23 protein-coding genes are annotated in these 18,172 nt (G+C 61.9%); 11 read left to right on the forward strand and 12 right to left on the reverse strand.

Annotation, left to right across the window (positions count from 1 at the left end):
• Positions 1 to 120: 120 nt before the first annotated feature.
• Positions 121 to 1,062 (forward strand): alpha/beta hydrolase, encoded by a 942-nt coding sequence (locus tag NHH73_24780; protein USX25755.1) that lies wholly within the window; start codon positions 121 to 123, stop codon positions 1,060 to 1,062.
• Here the strand turns inward: NHH73_24780 and NHH73_24785 are convergent.
• Together NHH73_24785 and NHH73_24790 are read right to left on the reverse strand one after the other, a co-directional pair.
• Positions 1,052 to 2,704, reverse strand: a complete 1,653-nt coding sequence (locus NHH73_24785; protein ID USX25756.1) for a glycoside hydrolase family 43 protein — start codon at positions 2,702 to 2,704, stop codon at positions 1,052 to 1,054. The genes NHH73_24780 and NHH73_24785 overlap by 11 nt on opposite strands.
• The gene (locus NHH73_24790) at positions 2,701 to 3,984 is read right to left on the reverse strand and encodes an MFS transporter (GenBank protein ID USX25757.1); all 1,284 of its coding nucleotides are present in this window, start codon (positions 3,982 to 3,984) and stop codon (positions 2,701 to 2,703) included. Before NHH73_24790 ends, NHH73_24785 begins: the two co-directional genes overlap by 4 nt.
• A 379-nt stretch (positions 3,985 to 4,363) precedes the next feature.
• Between NHH73_24790 and NHH73_24795 the strand changes: the two genes are divergently transcribed.
• Positions 4,364 to 4,510 carry a hypothetical protein gene (locus NHH73_24795; GenBank protein USX25758.1) on the forward strand — a complete coding sequence of 49 codons (147 nt, stop codon included), beginning with the start codon at positions 4,364 to 4,366 and terminating at the stop codon, positions 4,508 to 4,510.
• 104 nt (positions 4,511 to 4,614) lie between these two features.
• Positions 4,615 to 4,851, forward strand: a complete 237-nt coding sequence (locus tag NHH73_24800) for a hypothetical protein (protein USX25759.1) — start codon at positions 4,615 to 4,617, stop codon at positions 4,849 to 4,851.
• 420 nt (positions 4,852 to 5,271) lie between these two features.
• Here the strand turns inward: NHH73_24800 and NHH73_24805 are convergent, their stop codons facing one another.
• Positions 5,272 to 5,451 carry a BPSL0067 family protein gene (locus NHH73_24805; protein USX25760.1) on the reverse strand — a complete coding sequence of 60 codons (180 nt, stop codon included), beginning with the start codon at positions 5,449 to 5,451 and terminating at the stop codon, positions 5,272 to 5,274.
• A gap of 102 nt (positions 5,452 to 5,553) precedes the next feature.
• Between NHH73_24805 and NHH73_24810 the strand changes: the two genes are divergently transcribed.
• From NHH73_24810 to NHH73_24820, 3 genes are all read left to right on the forward strand, one after another.
• Positions 5,554 to 6,333: an alpha/beta hydrolase gene (locus NHH73_24810; protein ID USX25761.1), complete on the forward strand. Its 780-nt coding sequence runs from the start codon at positions 5,554 to 5,556 to the stop codon at positions 6,331 to 6,333.
• Between the two features lie 23 nt (positions 6,334 to 6,356).
• Positions 6,357 to 6,857, forward strand: coding sequence for a GNAT family N-acetyltransferase (locus tag NHH73_24815; protein USX25762.1), 501 nt, complete (start codon positions 6,357 to 6,359; stop codon positions 6,855 to 6,857).
• Positions 6,858 to 7,207: 350 nt separating this feature from the next.
• Positions 7,208 to 7,519: a hypothetical protein gene (locus NHH73_24820; GenBank protein ID USX25763.1), complete on the forward strand. Its 312-nt coding sequence runs from the start codon at positions 7,208 to 7,210 to the stop codon at positions 7,517 to 7,519.
• A 279-nt stretch (positions 7,520 to 7,798) separates the two neighbouring features.
• Here NHH73_24820 and NHH73_24825 read toward each other — a convergent pair whose 3' ends face one another.
• Positions 7,799 to 8,206, reverse strand: a complete 408-nt coding sequence (locus NHH73_24825) for a hypothetical protein (protein USX25764.1) — start codon at positions 8,204 to 8,206, stop codon at positions 7,799 to 7,801.
• Positions 8,207 to 9,029: 823 nt separating this feature from the next.
• Here NHH73_24825 and NHH73_24830 point away from each other — a divergent pair.
• From NHH73_24830 to NHH73_24840, 3 genes are all read left to right on the forward strand, one after another.
• A complete protein-coding gene (locus NHH73_24830; GenBank protein ID USX25765.1) occupies positions 9,030 to 10,265 on the forward strand; it encodes an integrase arm-type DNA-binding domain-containing protein in 1,236 nt (411 codons plus the stop codon).
• Positions 10,266 to 10,358: 93 nt separating this feature from the next.
• Entirely contained in the window at positions 10,359 to 10,907 is a 549-nt protein-coding gene (locus NHH73_24835; GenBank protein USX25766.1) for a hypothetical protein, read from the forward strand.
• 447 nt (positions 10,908 to 11,354) lie between these two features.
• A complete protein-coding gene (locus NHH73_24840) occupies positions 11,355 to 11,507 on the forward strand; it encodes a DUF4224 domain-containing protein (GenBank protein USX25767.1) in 153 nt (50 codons plus the stop codon).
• A 56-nt stretch (positions 11,508 to 11,563) separates the two neighbouring features.
• Here the strand turns inward: NHH73_24840 and NHH73_24845 are convergent, their stop codons facing one another.
• Positions 11,564 to 11,863 carry a hypothetical protein gene (locus tag NHH73_24845; GenBank protein ID USX25768.1) on the reverse strand — a complete coding sequence of 100 codons (300 nt, stop codon included), beginning with the start codon at positions 11,861 to 11,863 and terminating at the stop codon, positions 11,564 to 11,566.
• Positions 11,864 to 11,948: 85 nt separating this feature from the next.
• On the opposite strand from NHH73_24845, the gene NHH73_24850 reads away from it, so the two are divergent.
• A complete protein-coding gene (locus tag NHH73_24850; GenBank protein ID USX25769.1) occupies positions 11,949 to 12,647 on the forward strand; it encodes an SOS response-associated peptidase in 699 nt (232 codons plus the stop codon).
• Positions 12,644 to 12,886 (forward strand): hypothetical protein, encoded by a 243-nt coding sequence (locus NHH73_24855; GenBank protein ID USX25770.1) that lies wholly within the window; start codon positions 12,644 to 12,646, stop codon positions 12,884 to 12,886. The genes NHH73_24850 and NHH73_24855 overlap by 4 nt, the downstream gene beginning before the upstream one ends.
• Positions 12,887 to 12,940: 54 nt before the next feature.
• On the opposite strand, the gene NHH73_24860 is transcribed toward NHH73_24855, so the two are convergent.
• The 7 genes from NHH73_24860 to NHH73_24890 all read right to left on the reverse strand — a co-directional run bounded on the left by NHH73_24860 (position 12,941) and on the right by NHH73_24890 (position 18,170).
• The gene (locus NHH73_24860) at positions 12,941 to 14,428 is read right to left on the reverse strand and encodes an Atrophin-1 multi-domain protein (GenBank protein ID USX25771.1); all 1,488 of its coding nucleotides are present in this window, start codon (positions 14,426 to 14,428) and stop codon (positions 12,941 to 12,943) included.
• Between the two features lie 151 nt (positions 14,429 to 14,579).
• Positions 14,580 to 14,978 carry a hypothetical protein gene (locus tag NHH73_24865; protein ID USX25772.1) on the reverse strand — a complete coding sequence of 133 codons (399 nt, stop codon included), beginning with the start codon at positions 14,976 to 14,978 and terminating at the stop codon, positions 14,580 to 14,582.
• Positions 14,975 to 15,412, reverse strand: coding sequence for a D-Ala-D-Ala carboxypeptidase family metallohydrolase (locus NHH73_24870; GenBank protein ID USX25773.1), 438 nt, complete (start codon positions 15,410 to 15,412; stop codon positions 14,975 to 14,977). Before NHH73_24870 ends, NHH73_24865 begins: the two co-directional genes overlap by 4 nt.
• A gap of 2 nt (positions 15,413 to 15,414) precedes the next feature.
• Positions 15,415 to 15,642 carry a hypothetical protein gene (locus NHH73_24875; GenBank protein ID USX25774.1) on the reverse strand — a complete coding sequence of 76 codons (228 nt, stop codon included), beginning with the start codon at positions 15,640 to 15,642 and terminating at the stop codon, positions 15,415 to 15,417.
• On the reverse strand, positions 15,639 to 15,986 hold the full coding sequence (locus tag NHH73_24880; protein USX25775.1) for a hypothetical protein: 348 nt from the start codon (positions 15,984 to 15,986) through the stop codon (positions 15,639 to 15,641). Before NHH73_24880 ends, NHH73_24875 begins: the two co-directional genes overlap by 4 nt.
• A 47-nt stretch (positions 15,987 to 16,033) precedes the next feature.
• Positions 16,034 to 16,258: a hypothetical protein gene (locus NHH73_24885; protein ID USX25776.1), complete on the reverse strand. Its 225-nt coding sequence runs from the start codon at positions 16,256 to 16,258 to the stop codon at positions 16,034 to 16,036.
• Positions 16,259 to 16,268: 10 nt separating this feature from the next.
• Entirely contained in the window at positions 16,269 to 18,170 is a 1,902-nt protein-coding gene (locus NHH73_24890; protein USX25777.1) for a hypothetical protein, read from the reverse strand.
• Positions 18,171 to 18,172: the final 2 nt, after the last annotated feature.

Genomic DNA, 18,172 nt, shown 5'->3' on the forward strand with positions numbered 1-18,172 from the left:
AGGCCGGCGCCGCGCGCCGGCATACGCTGTGCCGTCTTAGCGCCGCGGCGACGCAATCCGTCACGGCATCCATTCACCCGCCGCCGGCATCCAGAACCGTCGGCATTCCAGGAGCCCACCATGAACCGCCTCTTCCCCTACCACAGCCTCGCCCTGCGCGGCGCGGCCGCCGCCGTGCTGGTCCTCGCCGCCCACGTATCCCTGGCCGCCGCGCCCATCGACACGCCTGTGCCCGGCTTCAGCGACAAGTACGCCACCGTCAACGGCGTGCGCCTGCACTACAAGATCGGCGGCCAGGGCACGCCGGTGGTCCTGCTGCACGGCTACGCGCAAACGGGCCACATGTGGGGACCGGCCATGCGCGAGCTGGTCAAAAAGCATACGGTCATCGTGCCGGACCTGCGCGGCGCCGGCGGCTCGGACAAGCCGGCCGGCGGCTACGACAAAAAAACCATGGCGGTCGACATCCATGAACTGGTCAAATCGGTCAGCAGCGGGCCGGCGGCGGTGGTCGGCCACGACATCGGCTTGATGGTGGCCTACGGCTACGCCGCGCAGTTCCCGGCCGACACCAGCCGCCTGGTCGTCATGGACGCATTCGTGCCGGGCGTCGGCGAGTGGCGCACCGCCTTCCCGGCGCAGGCGGTATGGCATTTCCACTTCTACGGCGATACGCCGCTGGCGCTCGTCAAGGGGCGCGAGCGCATCTACTTCGAACACTTCTGGAACGACTTCTCGGCCGACAAGGGCAAGTCGATCAAGGAGGCCGACCGCAAGCTGTACACGGCCGCGTACGCGCAGCCGGACGGCATGCGCGCCGGCTTCTCCTATTTCAGCGACTTCGAAAAGGACGCCGCCGATTTCGGTCCGATGAGCCAGACCAAGCTGACCATGCCGGTGCTGGCCATCGGCGGCGAGAAGTCGGCCGGCGCCTTCGTCGGCAACCAGGCCAAACTCTACGCCACCAACGTGCAAAGCCTGATCATCAAGGGCTCCGGCCACTGGCTGATCGACGAGGCGCCGGAACAGGTGGTGCCGGCGCTGGTGTCGTTCATCGACTAAGCGTTGCGGGGCGCGTCAGGGCGACGCAATATGGCCGCTCCCGATAGTCGAAATAATCGAAATCCGCGTGCATGCCGCTGCCGGCCATGTCCTGGCACGCCATGCCGACAAACGCCCCGGTGAAGTTGGGCTGGCCTGGCGCGTTGGCCTCGTCCGACAAGATGCTGGCGTCGAACTGCTGCGGCAGCCACTGCCAGTCGCCATCCGCGATCTGGTAGCCGAAATACAGCCGCTCCTCGTCGACCTCCACGCGCAACGCGACCGGCCCGCTTGAAGGCAACGGAATAGGCGCGGTGAAGGTATCCGTCTGCACATGGTTGGGCAGGCTCGTCATCACACGCAAATGCTTGCCGACCGCCTGGTCGTGCGTAATGTACAGATAGTGGAACTTGGCGCCGCCGTAATAGCAGACCAGCCCGGCCTGCTGCTGGTAATGCTCCGGCTCGAAATCGACCACGGTGGAGGCGCTGTAACAGTGAGACTGCTGGCGGCGCGCCACCAGCGCCTGCCGGAACTGGCTGCCCAGGCTCTCGCGGCCATACAAACGCAAATGGCCGGGCCGCGCGGTCAGGCTGAACAGCTCCTCCGGCCAAGGCGTGCGCAGCCACTGGAAGGCCAGCGGCAATTGCGGCGCATCGAATTCCTCGCGGACCGGCTCGACGGGCCACGGATGCGGCGGCAAGCCCGGCGCGGCGGCCTCAAGCTGCGCCGTCCCCTGCCCGTCCACCGTGCGCAGCCAGCCATCGTCGCCCCATACCGCCGGCTGGATCGCAGTCTCGCGCCCCAGCGTGCAGGTGCCGCGATTGCGCAGCGGCCGGCCGCAAAGGTACACCATATACGTTTGTCCATCCTGCGTCTCGACCAAATCGGCGTGGCCGGCGCGCTGCAGCCCTGCATCGGGCCGGTGGCGCGAACTGAGGATGGTCTGGTCGGGATGCAGCTCATACGGGCCGTGCAGGTCGCGCGCCCGCGCCATCGTCACGCCGTGGTTCCAGCCGGTGCCGCCCTCGGCGGTCAGCAGATAGTAATAACCGTCGCGCTTGTACAGGTGCGGCGCTTCGGTCAGCCCGTGCGCCGTGCCTTTGAAGATGTTCTCGCGACGGCCGATTAGCCGCCCTTCCGCCACCGAATACTCCTGCGCGACGATGCCGGCGAAACGGTTGCCGCCGGGCCGGTGGTCCCACAGCTGGTTCAGCAGATACTTGCGGCCGTCGTCGTCATGGAACAGCGACGGATCGAAGCCGCTGCTATTGAGATAAACCGGATCGGACCACGGACCGTCGATGGCCGGACTGGTCACCAGGTAATTATGGAAGTCCCGCAGCGAAGCGCTGCCCGCCGCGCCACCGGTGGAGGTGCGGCCGTAGCGCTTGACGTCGGTGTAGATCAGCCAGAACAAGCCGTCCGCATAGGTCAGGCATGGCGCCCACACGCCGCAGGAATCGGGCGCGCCCAGCATGTTGAGCTGGCTCGCGCGCGTGAGCGGACGGCACAGCAGGCGCCAGTTGACCAGGTCGCGCGAATGGTGGATCTGCACGCCCGGATACCATTCGAAGGTGGACGTGGCGATGTAATAGTCGTCCCCCACCCGCACGATGGACGGGTCGGGATTGAAGCCGGGCAGGATGGGATTCTGGATCATGCTGATTTGATGATGAGGGGTTCTGGGATCGTCGCCGCCGGTTCACGCACCAGCGTCCACAGCAGCACGGCGGCCACCAGGTCGAGCACGGCCAGGCTGACAAAAAACGGCGTGTAGCCGACGGTGGCCATCAGGCCGCCGATCAGCAACGAGAATATCAGCAGACCGAGGTTGCCGAAGGTGCCGCACATGCCGGCGACCGTGGCCACCTCGTTGCGCCGGAACAGATCGGACGACATCGTGATGACGGTGACGGACAAGGTCTGGTGCGCGAAGCCGGCCAGGCTGAGCAAAGCGATCGCGGCGTAGGGACTGTCGACGAAGCCGACGAACGCCACGCCCATCATCATGCAGGCGCCCAGGGTGAAGGCGCCGCGCCGCGCGTTGATCAGGCGCACGCCGCGCTTTTGCAGCGCCAGCACCACCACCGGCCCGAACATGCAGCCCAGGTCGGCGGCCAGGAAAGGCAGCCAGGCGAACATGGCGATTTGCGCCAGGTCGAAATGGCGCACCGTTGTCAGGTACAGCGGCACCCAGAACGACAGCGTGCCCCAGGCCGGATCGGCCAGGAAACGCGGCAGTGCGATACCCCAGAAATTGCGCATCTTCAGGATGCTGACGATGGACGGGCGCTTGCCGTCGCCTTCCAGGTGCTTTTCCTGGCCGGCGGCGATGTGCTCCCGCTCGGTGGACGACAGGCGGCGGTGGCGGGCCGGCGCGTCGTACAGCAGCAGCCAGGCCGCCACCCACACCAGGCCGAGCGCGCCGGTGATGACGAAAGCGGACTGCCAGTTGTAATACAGGATCGCCCACACCACCAGCGGCGGCGCCAGCATGGAGCCGAACGAGGCGCCGACGTTGTAGATGCCGCCTGCCAGGCCCCGCTCCTTGGCCGGGAACCATTCGGACACGGCCTTCATGCCGGCGGGATTGGCCGAACCCTCCGCCAACCCCAGCAGGGCACGCAGCGCGGCCAGCGTCTGCCAGTTGGTGGCCATGCCGTGCATCATGCAGATGACCGACCAGGCGGCGGCGAACATGGCGAAGCCCCATTTCAAGCCGATCACGTCGAGGATGTAGCCGCACAAAGGCTGCAACATGATGGTGCCCTGGAAGGCGGCCGTGATGTACGAGTATTCCTTGGTGGTGATACCCAACTCGGTGAGCAAGGTGGGCGCGGCGACGGCCAGGGTGCTGCGCGTCAGGTAGTTGATGACCGCGCCCAGCATGATCAGACTGATCATCCACCAGCGTAATCCCTTGATCTTCGAGACGGACATGTTTGCGCAATCATTGAGATGAGAGCGGCAACATTACCACAGTTTTCGGGCCGGATGATAGCGCAATCTTCGCGCTCGGGAGCGAGTCACGGCCGGCATGGGCATGGCCGCACGCCGCAAGCATGGAGGCGACAAGGTCTAACGCCCCCCCGGCATCATGACCGCTCCACGGCTCGCACTAGCCTCTCCGGCGCGAGCTGTCATCACATCACCGTCTCGCTGAAGTGGCCAGCCACTTCACTCAGGATGGGCAAGATGCGCCGCATGTCACAACGATCGCCCGCCAGATGTTTTAGCAATGAAATGTAACGCGCAAAAACGATGGTATCTTGAAGCCGTAGTACGGATGAATGCCTACTTCGCGTGAAAGGATTCCACCATGAACAAGATCTCCCTGTACGTCATCGTTGCCGTGCTGGTGGCAATCATCGGCTACTTCGCCTTTGATCGCAGCAACGCCAGCAAGTTGACCGGAACCCAGACGTCCCAGCATCAAGATTTCGATAAACGACCAACCCCAACGTGACGCGCCCCCTAAGGCACCACCTCGTTTGAAACCGTTCAGGCCATCACCGCGTATATCCCTCCAGCACAGAGGCATTTCTGCTGATATGCACGGGAGGTGGCGCCATGAGAAAAGTTGTTCTTGCAGCTCAATTCGCTGCGCACTGGAATGCCGTCATCACGCTCGTCGATGCGGAAAAGCTGGTTTACGAGGCTTTCCTTTCCACGCACTCGGAAGCTGAGTTTTGCCGCTGGAATACCTCTCTCAATCCGACATGGGCGCAGTCCTTCTTCCTGACCTTCAGAGATGAGCCGGGGATCGATCTTGCTTGGGTTATCGAGGCGTTGTATGAGATTCGCTAGCGCTAGTAAGCGCACTAGTCGCAGCGGATGCTAGCTGCGGCTAGCCGTTGGCCGGTGCGCTTTTCGCTAGTCTCGCAGTACCTGATTCTAACCGGTACGGCATACATTAGGCGAAGATCTGAACCGCCATTTTCGTAGTTGCAGAAGACCCATTTCTCGCCGTCCTCATCTGTTCCGTGAAAATGAAATCGGCGCCCTCTTCCGTTGGGCAGGTCGTCGCCACGAAGCTCACCGTTCGCTTCGGCTAGTCCTGTTAGCGCCCCCGCTTGATTGAGTGGCAGACCGGCCCTGTCGGTCACTGGCGCGTACCGGCCCTTGTTGCGCATTTCCAGCAACCGCTGCTCGTCAGGATAGCGCAACGGGCACTGAAGAGCGAGCGGCGCAGCCACCGCTGCTTGGGTGAGGTAGAGCGCGATCAAACTAAAAAACAACCCAGAAGGTTTCGGCATTATCGGAGTCATCATATTCGCCACCGTCCTCTTTCAGTTTCGCTCTTGGATAGATTTCCCGCATGCCGATCATCCGCTTGTCTTTCCACTGATCAATGACAAGAATGTATCTCGGACGGCCAGTCTCGGGATCGATTGGCCCCATGCCCATGAAGAACGCCGCGTGATTCCCCTTCTTCTGATTAGCGTAGCGCTTCTTTTTGTATTGGATCGAAGGCTGTGCTATTTTCGTATTTTTCCCCGAGAATATACGATGACGATAATCCGCTGGTTGGCTGGATGGGCGCTGCTGGTTTGCAGCTTTACTGCGCAAGCGGACGGGCAAACCTTCAAGGTGCCCACCCGCCCCGGAGTTGAAACCAGCCTCTACTGGGAAGCACAGGAAGGCGCCAAGGCGACGGTGTTACTGTTCACAGGCGGCAATGGCGGCTACGGCAAAGTGGTCGACGGCAAGCCGACCAGCCGCAACTTTCTCGCCCGCAGCGTCGCGCTGTTCCTGGCGGACGGCTTCAACGTCGCCATCTTCGGGCTGCCCAGCGATACACCGGCGCTGGATTACGGCGACCGCGTCAATGAAAAACACCTGGCCGATGTTCACGCCGCGCTGGAATTCGTGCGCACCAAGAGTCCGGCGCCGATCTGGCTGGTGGGCACCAGTCGCGGCACCATCTCAGCGACCTATGCGGCCATCGGCAGCACTGGCGACGCCGGTATCGCCGGCCTGGTACTGACCTCCAGCGTGACCGCATACAAAAAACAGGGCGCTGTGCCATCGCAGAACCTGGCCGCGCTCAAGCTGCCCGTACTGGTGGTGCATCATGCCAGCGACGCCTGCCCGATCTGCCAGCCGTACGACCTGGACTGGATCATGAAGGGGCTGAAAAATACACCCATCAAGAAATTGGTAATGGTCACGGGCGGAGTCAACCCGAGCGGAGATGTGTGTGAGGCCATGCACTACCACGGCTTCATCGGCCAGGAAAAAGAAGTGGTGGATTTGATGGCGAACTGGATGAAAAATCCGGTGAACTGATGGCGTATGTGGAAGGACACCTCATGACCGAGCTCGGTTTGCGCGCCGCGCGCCCGGACGATGCGAACGCGATGCTTGCGCTGTTTCATTCGGTCACGTCCGAAGGCGACACGCTTCCGTTCCGCGATGAAGTCAATCTCGAGTTCATCGAAAGCCAATGGCTTGGCGCACATGGATGTGTCGTCGCCTATCGCGAAGGCTTTTTGCTCGGCATGTATCGTTACGGTCCCAATATGCCGGGCCGAGGTTCGCACATTGCCACAGCCACTTTTTTAGTCGCCGAACAGGCCCGAGGTCAAGGCATTGGCCGCACGCTCGTCAAGCACTGCCTCGCAGAAGCAAGAGCAGCGGGATTTCGGGCAATGCAATTTAACCAGGTTGTGGCCACCAATCTCGCGGCGATCTCCTTGTATCGGTCGCTGGATTTCAAGACGGTGGGTACGATCCCTGGAGCATTCGCGCATCCCCAGCTTGGCTATGTCGCAGCTTATGTCATGTACCTTGATTTATGCGGGCCACTGTGAAAATTGCGCGTCGCCTGCTCGATCTGCCAGCCGCACGACTTGGACTGGATCATGAAGGGGCTGAAAAATACACCCGTCAAGAAATTGGCGATGATCACGGGCGGAGTCAACCCGAGCGGACATGTGTGTGAGGCCATGCACTACCACGGCTTCATCGGTCAGGAAAAAGATTGGTTTCCTCAAGTCCCTGTAGGCATAAATCCATTCCAAATTAAATCCCGCGCAAATCGACAACCGCAGCCCGACACAACAATAGCGGTGTCGAGCCGCTCGGTGTCGACGCTCTCAACTCAGGAGGTGGAATGGAAAGGAAAACCGCATAAAGACGTTCGCGTTGACGCTTCTGTTGATTGGCGGGCAAGCTGGAGCTGCGACGCAGCAGCCGATACAGGGTGTCGGGCGCAGCGGTGGTCCGCGACATGCTGGCCAGCCCTAGGGATGACGCGCTCAATAACTTCCGGCGAGAGCGGGCCATGGGTTACATCGATGGCGCGATGGACGCTGGCGTAGGCCAGCAATGGTGCCCGGCAGGCAAGAAAGTCCCCCATGAGCTGAACTATCTGGTCATCGAGGAAATGGCGCGCATGCCGACAGCGAAGCTGAAAAGTAACGCTGCCACGCTTGTGTTCATCCCCTTGCGGCGCATATCCATGCAAGCCTAGAGCCACGTCATGAAGCATTCTTTTTCTGAGGTGCAGCGTAAATATCCCAAGACCTATTTGCGGGTAAGCTACACGCGATCGATAGCATCGATAGCATTGGTGCTAGCCTCCAAGTCACTGCTATCGATAGGCTCTAAGACCACATTACGAGTGCAGTGTGTATAGGAATTCACCTTAACGTCGGGAGCGCTAGTGCAAATTGTCCGTCACCGCTTCTGTGGTGGATATCGGCACTACATTCTTTAACAAATCATCTTGCGCTTTCTTCGCTACTGCCTCTTATTCCTTTGCCTGTTCTTTTTTTACCGCCTGGAAGGCATTATCAAATCCACGAACGCCGATGTAGATTGCGGCCGTAAATGCCAGTATCGACAAAAATAGCGCTTGAGACGTAACCATACCGTTAAACACCGCCGCACCAGCGGCAAACATCGCTACCCCGACCTCTAGCGCGCCATACCAAAGGCGTTTTTTTTCGCGAAACCAATAGCCGCCAAGAGCAAGCATAAAACAGGAGAGCACTCCAACGATCGTCCAAGCCACTACTTGGACTGAAATTCGAAAATCTACATTTACCCAGGTTGCGAACGCATCAAATAGGATCAAAAAACCAGTGCCCAGTATCAAGCAGCCAACTACTCCAATCGCAACCGCGCTGGCGACCTTCTTTCCTAGTGTGTGTGTCATGAATACCTCTTTGTTATTTTAGCAACCCAATATAACACAATAATTCCCTTAGGGCAATTAATTACCATGCTCAACGGCAACCGAAGGCATCGCAATCGCATTGTCAGGGGTTACAGAACGCGAGACACGCACGTTGTGTAGCAGCAGACGTCGGCGGCGGGTCGTCCGCCCTGTTGCGCTCTTCCATGTCGTCACGGAAGAGCCGCTTGGTCGGGCGCCTAGTTTGCATGACTGTGTAGCGAAGTAGCGGCGCAAAAGTAAGAAGCCCCGAGCCAACTAAGGCGGGGGGCTTCTCCCCCGCCGCGCGATGGCCTCGCATCATCTTGGCGCCGAGGTCGCGGTTGCTGTGCCGCCACAGGCACAGGTCGACCGGACCTATTTCCATGCGCAGCATCGGCGTCGAGGGTCAAGTCTGACAATCAGCCAAATGAACGCGAGAAACAGTGTTGGCAGGAATTTTTGCGCTACGCGCTGCGCCTGTCGGCGCGCCACCGCTTACGCGGCGGCAGTCAGCCGATTCCGAGAGGCACGCCCCTGCAGGGGCGAGGCCTTCGAACCGGCCGCCTTGGCGACCTCGGAGGGCACGCAGGCGCCCTCCTTCGCTCCGCCACGAAAGAAATGCAAAAAGGCCACCCGAGGGTGGCCTTTTTCACATTTCTATTCTTGGCGGAGAGAGGGTCCGCCCTTTAGGGATTCGAACTAGTTCGCATTTGTTCGTTTCGCCTTATGGATAAAGGGCTTAACTACAATCGTTTGTTCGCACTCGTCCGTACCAATGCGGTACAATCCGCGCATCTAATGTGGGTAGGGATGGGGGTAGGAAATGGCGAAGACGGTAGAAAAGCTCAGTCCGCTAGCGGTGAGCAAGATGAAGGAGCCCGGCTATTATGGCGACGGCGCCGGCCTTTGGCTACAGGTTTCCAAGTCGGGCAGCAAGAGCTGGATCTTCCGTTTCACCTTCGGCGGCAAGCAGCGGGAAATGGGGCTGGGGCCGATGCATACCGTCAACCTCGGGGAGGCGCGCACGAAGGCAAAGGAATGTCGAGTCCATCTGCTGGGCGGCCAAGACCCACTTGAAGTCCGCAAAGCCGAGCAGCTCGCCGGCGCCGCCGAGCGCGCCAAAATGATGACGTTCGACCAGTGCGCGGCCGCCTACATCGCAGCCCATCGGGGCGGCTGGAAGAATGCCAAACACGCCAACCAGTGGGAGAACACGCTGGCCACGTATGCCAGCCCGATTATCGGCGCGCTCCCGGTGGCGGCCGTCGACATCGCGCTGGTCGTCAAGGTGCTCAGCCCGATCTGGCTCGAAAAGACCGAAACCGCCACAAGGCTGCGCGGGCGGATCGAAAGTATCCTCGACTGGGCCACCGTCAGTAAGTTCCGGGCCGGAGATAATCCGGCGCGCTGGCGCGGGCATCTCGACAACCTGCTGGCCGACCCGGGCAAAGTGGCGAAGGTTACTCACCACCCCGCCCTGCCGTGGCGAGAGATTGGGGCGTTCATGGTCGACCTACGCCAGCGGGAAGGCATCGGCGCGCGCGCAGTGGAGTTCGCAATCCTGACCGCGACACGCTCCGGCGAGGTGCGCGGCGCTCAATGGCAAGAGATTGATGTGGATGCGGCGCTGTGGACAATTCCGGCCGAGCGCATGAAGGCCGGCCGGGAGCACCGGGTACCACTGTCCACCTACACGCTGGCGCTACTCAAGAACATGCCGAGGCTCGGCGATGTGGTTTTCCCTGGCAAGACCGACACCACCGCCCTTTCGGATATGAGCCTGACGGCAGTGCTGCGGCGTATGGGCCGCAAGGACATCACCGTGCACGGCTTCCGATCGACCTTCCGCGACTGGTGCTCGGAATCCGTCGCCAACTCATTCCCGCGCGAGGTCTGCGAGCACGCGCTGGCCCACAGCCTACCGGACAAAACTGAGGCGGCATACCGGCGCGGCGACCTGCTGGATAAGCGCGTGATGCTCATGCAGGCCTGGGCGGACTTCTGCGCGACCATGCCGTCGGCGGCCAAAATCACAACGATCCGCAAACGGGTTGCGTGAATCGCTGTCGAACAGCTGAGGCTAAACTTTCATTTACTCCACAAAGAGTTACCAAACTGTCATACTCTCCGCATCCGTTAAGCGAGGTTCAAGATGACCGCAGAAGAAAATATTCCGTCGGACTATGCGTGGGAACAATGGTTGAGAGTAACTAACCGATGTGATCTAAGCGCATTGTACAATCGCAAACGGGAAAGGTTTTTTATCCTATCCGACCGCTGGGCGAAAATCTGCTCTCTCATAGCAAGCGGTGCAGCATTCAGTTCTTTTCTGGCCAGTCCAGAACAGAAAGCGATGGCAGCGGTAGTGGTCTCCGCTGTAACATTACCTTCGCTCCTCTTCAGTTGGAGCGATAAGGCTAGACTCCATGCAGAGTTAGCCCAAAAATATCTTGCGCTAAGAGCGGAAATTTCTCGGGTCGGAAAGCGGGATTTCACGGAGAAAGATATTGATAATTGGCAAGCGGAATTATTTTTAATAGAAAAATCGGAGCCGCCGATTTTAAGCGCTGTTCTTGCCGAATGCCACAATCATATTGCATCTCGTGAACATGAGCCCGAGAAATTGATTAAACTTTCAATGCGTCAAAAATTTTTAGCCCATTTGTTCGACACTCATATTTCTTGGCCAGTGGCAAAATGATTACTGCGCGTCTTAATAGTTGAGGCCCTCCAACGCAGCGCCGCACCGATATGTATCTTGCTATCTTAGGCGCTCACAGGGGGTGACACATGGGCGAACTGAACAGGCAGGATATTTGCGCAGCGCTGGGCGTGAGCGATTCGACCATCCGACGCTTGGAGCTGCGGGGGCTTCCATACACGCCGGTTGGGAAGCGGTCGCACCGCTACGATCTCGTCGAGTGCAAGGCTTGGTTGAAGGCCAATCCGCCAGGCGACATACCGAAGGCACCACGCGAGACCGCCTGGTCCGGAACAAAAGAGTTCTTGGAGGCCTCAAGGCGGCAGCGGAGGCGCGTTGAGCCAAGCTGAAATATCGGAGATGCTCGACGCAATCGCGAACCTCCGGTGGCGGATCGAGTAGCTGGAGGCCGCGCCTCGCACATTCCTCTCGCCTGAGGAGATAGCGGTGCTGGCGGGCCGGAAGAGTAAATCGCGCCAAATCGAAGCATTGCGCGCGATGGGCATATCATTCTTCATAAATGGCATCGGCCACCCAGTCGTCGCGCGGTCGGTCGTCGAAGGGGGGGGGGCAAGCCCATCACCGAACCGCCGACGATGAAATGGGTTCCACCTGGGTTGAGGCCAAAATAGCCGGCGGCCAGCAGCGCGCCGCGACTAGCGGTCCGGGTCGCCGCCACGCGGCCCCCTCTCTTGGCGCTCATGCAGATCATCCAGCGGCGCCTGCTCGGCCACGACAGGCTCACCCTCAAGCTCGCGCCGCAGCGCGTTCAGCACCAGGTCGCTGCCGCCGATGCCTCCTCGAGCCGTCAACTGATATTGGTGTGCACGCAGCGCGATCGCGCGCAGCCGCTTGATCTCCCACAACAGGCGAATGATGTCGGCCGGGTCACGGCGCAGGCCGATGTCGCGCAGCTCGACAGCGGTAAGTGGTGGTCGAAAACTCATGTGTTTCATGAAAACAATATACTGTATGGATATACAGTATAATTGCGAATCTCGAAAAGCGCTATGATGTCACTTTGATCTCGCCGAGAAAATCATGTGCGTCAATTATCGCCCGCCAGACCCTGACATGCTCAACACCGTGATGGGCGTGCTGATCAACTTGCGCGAGGTCGGCGTCTGGAAAACCGAGGCGTGGAAGGACTATGCAGCGCCCATCGTGCGACGAGGCGCCGACGGCGGCCGCAAGGGTTTGCTGGCGACCTACGGCATGGTGCCGCGTCAGCAAATTCCGGCCGGCGTGCGTCCGTACGACACGATGAACGCGCGCGCTGAGACGGTTGGCCAGCTCCGGTCGTTTTCCGGCGCTTGGAAGCGGACGCAATTATGCCTTGTGCCGATGACTGCGTTTTATGAGCCCTGCTACGAAAGCGGCAAGGCGGTACGGTGGGGAATCGGGATGGCGGACCAGTCGATGTTCGCCGTGGCCGGCCTGTGGCGGGAATGGGAAGACGAGGCGGGCAGGACGGCATCGTTCACCCAGCTGACAATGAACGCCGACGACCACCCGCTGATGAGGCGATTCCACAAACCGGGCGACGAAAAGCGTGCGCTGGTGGTGGTACCGCAAGCAGAATGGGATGATTGGCTGAACTGCAACGATCCGGAATATGCGCGCAGCTTCCTGCGCCCCTACCCTGCCGAACTGATGCGGTCGTGGGAATTTCCGGTACCGCCACGCGCAAAGAAGGCGCCAGCACCGCCGGCGCCCGACACGCAGATGGGATTGATATGACGAACGAATTAAACGAGGACAGGCCAAACGAGGGCGACTTGGTCCGCATGGGCGGCAAGCCCAATGGCCAGGTGATGTGGGTGACGTGCTCCGCTCTTGGCGAGGATCACGACTGGGAAGGCGTGCGGAATGGGATCTACTGCGAATGGGTGCTCGACGGCGAGCCGCAGTTCGAGGTGTTCCGGCCCGGCCAGCTGGAAGTCGTGCAGCCGGTCGGCTCTACAGACAGCCCGCAATAGCCGCCTTGAGCTTTCCCTCGTAGGCGTGTGCACGCGGCCAGTCGACCGCTCTAACTACAGCGACACCTTCACCAGGGTCCCGCTCACACTCGACGGCCCGCCGGTGCCGCTGGTCGCATACAGCACCCACCAGGCGCCCGTCGGAACGGTGAACGTGCTCGTCTCACCGTTCGCCAGCGCGCCGGTCGAATAGGTTATGGTGGCGCCGGACCACACCTCCAGCGTCAGTTTGCCGCCGCCGGTGGTCGCCGCGGTGAGTTTCAGCTTGTCGCCGGCGGCCGGCTTCGACCAGTTGACGATGCTGATGCCGCGCCCATTTCCGTTAGCCATTGTTGCTGGCGTCGACGTCGCCGGGAATTTCAGCGACTGCGACGCGGTGTCGTACACGCCGCGCGTCGAACCCCGGTGCTGCGACCAGCCGCCGCGCATCGACAGCAGGTTCAGGTTCTTCTCCAGCGCCATCGGCCGGCCGGCACCGTCCAGCCACGAATCGGCCGCCACCACCTGGCGAAGCGAGGCGCGGATCAGCTGCAGGTCGAGCGCGGCCTTGCTGTCCCACCCACCTTTATGCAGGCTGAAATCGGAGCCGTTCTCAACATAAATGTAGAAAGGCGTGCCGGCGTTCTGGTCGACCACGTAGGCGCCGTAGGTCATCAGCGTGGCGGCCACCTTGCGCAGTGCCGGATTGGTGACGCTGGTCAGGTTGAACGACGGCGGCAGCATCATCAGCGCGCCCTCCGGAAGCTGGCCGGAGTTCAGGCTGGCAGCGTAGGTGTCGGCCGAGGTGGCCGGGTAAATGTAGGCCGGCTTCGGCGACAGTGCGTTGAACGTCAGCGACATCGACAGCGCGTGGCGGTACATCGGCGCGCCATCGTTGATCTCGTGCTTGCGGATCAGGCCTCCGATGGGCGCCACACCTGCAGCGCGCGCGCCCTGGTAGTGGTGCGACGGGCCGCCCCAGCCGGTACCGTCAATCCGGGTCCAGGCGTATTGCGCCGCGACCCATCGGCCCGCGACCTTCTTCAAGCCCCAGAACGAATGCACGATTCCGGTAACCGAGTCGACCACGTCGGCATGGCCGTCGCCACCCGTCGCTGGCGTGGTGTCGGCTGGCCAGCGCGGGATCGTGACCGACGGCAGCCACATTTCGCCGTCCGGGTCCCACACGCCCGCCTTGCCCGCTACCGGGTAGATCGTCGCCGGCAGGTCGCCCGGCCGCGCCTCGAACGCGCCAGTGGAATACTGGCCGGGGCCGACGAAAGGTGCGTAATCGGACTCGGGGATGATATAGCTGCCGAAGCGCGGGTTGACCGGACGGGCGTTCCACAGCGACGTGATCGCGAACGGCCGCAGGAAGGTGCCGAACCCGGGCGCGGCGACCGGCGCCGGCGCCGCTGGCGTGATGACGGCGCCGACGGTGCTGCTCGAGCCGGAGGAGCCGGCCGACACGGTGGCGCCGGTGCTGGTGGATGTCTGGGCGCTGGCAGGCGACGCGCTGAGCAGGAATGCGGCGGCGAGCGCAACGAGGTGGCGAATATGCATGTGATGCTCCAAGGGTTATTTCGGCCAGGCGTCGACCGTCTTTCGGTGCCGGATGGCGCAATCGGAAATGATCAAAAACAGGTGCTCCCGCACCCAGGTATCGAGCACGTCGAAGTCATCGGTGATCGGGACGGCGCCGATCGGCGCGCAGTCACTTGCCAGGTACTGGTCGAGCGGCGGCCGCGTCGGCGGCGGCTGCGGCTTCGGCGAGGTTGCGCAGCCGGGCAGGACCAGGCTTGCAATCAGCAGGTAGCGATGGAGGTGGCGCATTTTTGATCTTCCGGTTGATGGTGTCGAGCTTGACGCCCAGGGCTGTGATATCGACCTGTGCGGTACCGGCCGCGTCCTTGATGACGGTGGCGGCCAGTTTGTAGTCGGACAGCGCGACGGCCGAAGCCTGCGTGATGGCCTCGGCGTTGTTTAGCTTTACGCCGGAGAGCTCGGCCGCGCCGCGCCAGCCCTGGACCTGCCAGCCGGCGCCGAAGCCGATCGCTAGGGCGGCCGCGCCGGCGCCGAGCAGCACGAACGGGTTGAGGGCGAGCGGGTTCATCGGATACCGACCGAATAGACCACGCCACCCGGCGAGAACGTCGCGGTCAGCACCTGGTTGCGCGGCTTGCCGGCGGCCAGGCCAATATGGACCCAGGTTCCCTCGTAGATCAGCTGGTCGAACTCGATGCCGGCATTGATGATGGCCTTGGCCAGATCCTTCGGTGCTATGCCGGCAACGGTGATGTCGGCGGCCAAGCCCTGCATGTGGGCGCTGTCGCGCGCGCCGCCGGCGGCCGCATTCAGCACCGGCGACCGGTAGCCGCTTGACACCGTGATCGGGCGGTCGACCAGCGCGCGCACTTGCTCGAGCAAGGCGGCGAGGCGGCGCAAGTTCTCGATGATGGCCGGCCCCGGCCGGTTGTCGATTCGGCGGCGCGCGGCGATCTGCGATGCCACCAACTCCTCAAGGGTGAAGTGTTCAGTCAGGTTCATGGCTATTCTTTCTCCGGAAGATTTGGTTGCGCCAAGTAGGCGGCGAGGAAGGCGCCGACGAAGCCGACCGCGGCCACCGCCTGTGGCACCCATGGCGGGACGGTGCTGACTAACCCGGCGGCCGTCAGCGCGCCCCAAGCTGTGAAGGCGGCGGCGCCGACCTTGATGATCTTCACCGACCAACGCTTCTTGATAGCCGCGCGGTCCGCGACCAGTTTGATATTTTTCATTTGAGCTTCCAGAGTGCGTAGACGGCAGCGGCGGCGCCAGCCATGGCGGCAACCCATTTCGCCGGCCGCTCGAGCCAGCCCAGCACACGGACGCCGCCCCGCATGGATGTCATCACCTCCCCCATGTCGCGAAGCGAGGGGATGTCGAGCTGGCCAATCAGCGCTTTGATCGCGTCGATGCCGGCGAGCGTTTCCTGCGTGAGGGTCGTGTTGCCGGCCATATTGCCCTTGAGGGTGTGGACATCGCTGGCCATTGCGTCGAGGCGGACGACAACCTGCGCCACGACACCCTCCACTTCCGCGATCCGGCGCTGGTTTTCCGCGTGATGCAGGGCGGTGGTCATTTCGTCTGCTGGCATGCTTGCCTTTCATTGGGCGTAAAAAAACCCGCTTAAGCGGGTGTGGTGGCTGCGGGTGGTTCAGCTGGAGGGTCTTCGGGCTCAGGTGTTGCATCAGGGTCGTCGTCGCGCCAGTCCCACGTGTAGCCGTTGGTGGCGCAGTACCACTCGACATGGCAGCGCGACGTGTTGATCGTGTTGATCTTCGCCCCGCCCTCGTAGATATTAGCGTTGCCGATCTTTTCGTGACCGGTGCATGCGTACGGAATGTTAGCCATTGTCTACCTCTTAGTTGTTCCATCCAATAAAAATCAATCCACCCTCCGCAGCCCCACCGGTTGGATTCCCCGGCGCGGCGCCAGCAAATCCTCCGACGCCGCCCCCAGGGCCTTGCGGTTGGCGAATGGTGTTTATCGAAAAGGATGCGGTCCCACCCATAGCGCCAAAACCAGTTGCCTGCCTCGCCGCATCGCTACCAACGTGACCAGCTGTTGCTCCACCAAAATAACTTATCGCGGGGCTAGTGCTGCCGGCGTTCACACCCGCAGAGCCCGCACCAGTGGCATTAGCGAATGTCTGCGCGTAAGTCGCCAGCCCAGTAGCATCGCCGTCCGAGTTCACCCCGGCAGCGCCATTTACATTCGTGAGAGCGTCGCCACCGGGCCCACCTGCGCCTGCGCCGCCACCCCGCCCACCCTGAGCAGCATCACCACCTTTGCCGCCAAGGGCTGCGCCGCCCGATACTGTCGCTAACGTGCCTCCGGTAGTAATATCGCCGCCGTTGTAGCCAATCCCCTGGATACCAGGTGCGCCCCCGCCCGTGGCGTACAGTCCCGTCGCGTCATTGCCCGTGATGTTGCCTCCACGCCCGCCAGTGATATTGATATCGCCACCACTGGCCGTGCCGCCCAGTCCGCCGAGCACCGGACCGACTGTGGCCGCGTTACCGCCGCCACCGCCGTTGCACGTCATGGTGGCGTAGCCTGGGACAACAAACGTCGTGACGCCTCCAGCGGTGCCATTGATCGGAGTGCCGGCATACGTGATCGTCGACGGGCCGCTGCCAGAGGTGAAGGCGTAAGGTGTTCCGGCCGTCAGTTGCCGGATGGCGATAGAGACGCCGCCCGCACCAGCTCCAGTTGCACAACTACCAAAACCGGTTCCGACAACACCGCCACCGCCCGGCGCGCCAATCTGGATGATGAGGTGAGGACCGGTAACCTTGGGGATGAAGTTTCCGGACGCGCGCATGACGCGCCAGTGGCGGAAGCCGGATGCGGCGATACCAGCCCCGCGCCGCACGTCGATTAGGAATTCCGTCGTTGTGCGCGCCGTGATGTCGATCTCGTCGCCGGGCAACAGCGTGACCGAACCGCCCTTTACCTTAAGGCTGGCGCCAGCCGTGATGGTCGGCGTGCCGGTGATGTGGTACGAGCGCTTGCTACCCGGCTGCGGTGCTGGGGCGAATGCGTTGATGGTTGCGCCGCCGGTCAGATCGCCGAAGTTGCCGCCCGTGGACCATGGATCGATCGTGGACGCACTGGCCAGGTCGGCGCCCTTCTTCAGATTGAGCGCGCTGGTCAGCGTGCCGCCGGCGGTGCCGCCGGTAGGGCCGTCCGGACCAGCAACCGAGATCGACCAGTCATTCGGAGTACCTGTCCCTTCAAAACTATCGATGGTCAGCGTCAGGTTGGGACCGACATAACTTTTCACGGCGCCGAACATTTTCACATTCAGCGCAGCGGCGACCATAGGGATGTTGGGGAGGAACTGCTTGCCGGCGCCGACGACGAAAACCTTGTCACCATTCCCGACCAACACGGAGCTCGTGCTGGTGGCTGTAATTGTCGTGCCCGCGTTCGAGGCGCTGACCGCCGCAGCTGCCGCGCTGTCCGCCGCGTTGGTGGCCTTGGTCGTGGCGATTGCCGCTTGCGCGGCGGCGACCGCAGCCTGGGCGGTCGCGGTGCCGGCGCTGGTGTTGGCTTGGGTAGCTTGGGTGCTGGCGGTGGTGGCGCTATCGTGCGCATCCACCGCATTCGTGTACACGTTTTGACCGAGGGCGGACAGTTGCTCACTAAATGGCTGGAGTGCGCCAAGAAGATCATCGGCCTCGACGTCGAACGAGTCGACGCGATCAGTGCTCGGAGCCGGCGGAAGCACTGAAACTGCTGGAGGGACGTTTATGCTCATTG

The organism is Oxalobacteraceae bacterium OTU3CINTB1 (genome assembly GCA_024123955.1).
Taxonomy (GTDB): domain Bacteria; phylum Pseudomonadota; class Gammaproteobacteria; order Burkholderiales; family Burkholderiaceae_D; genus Rugamonas.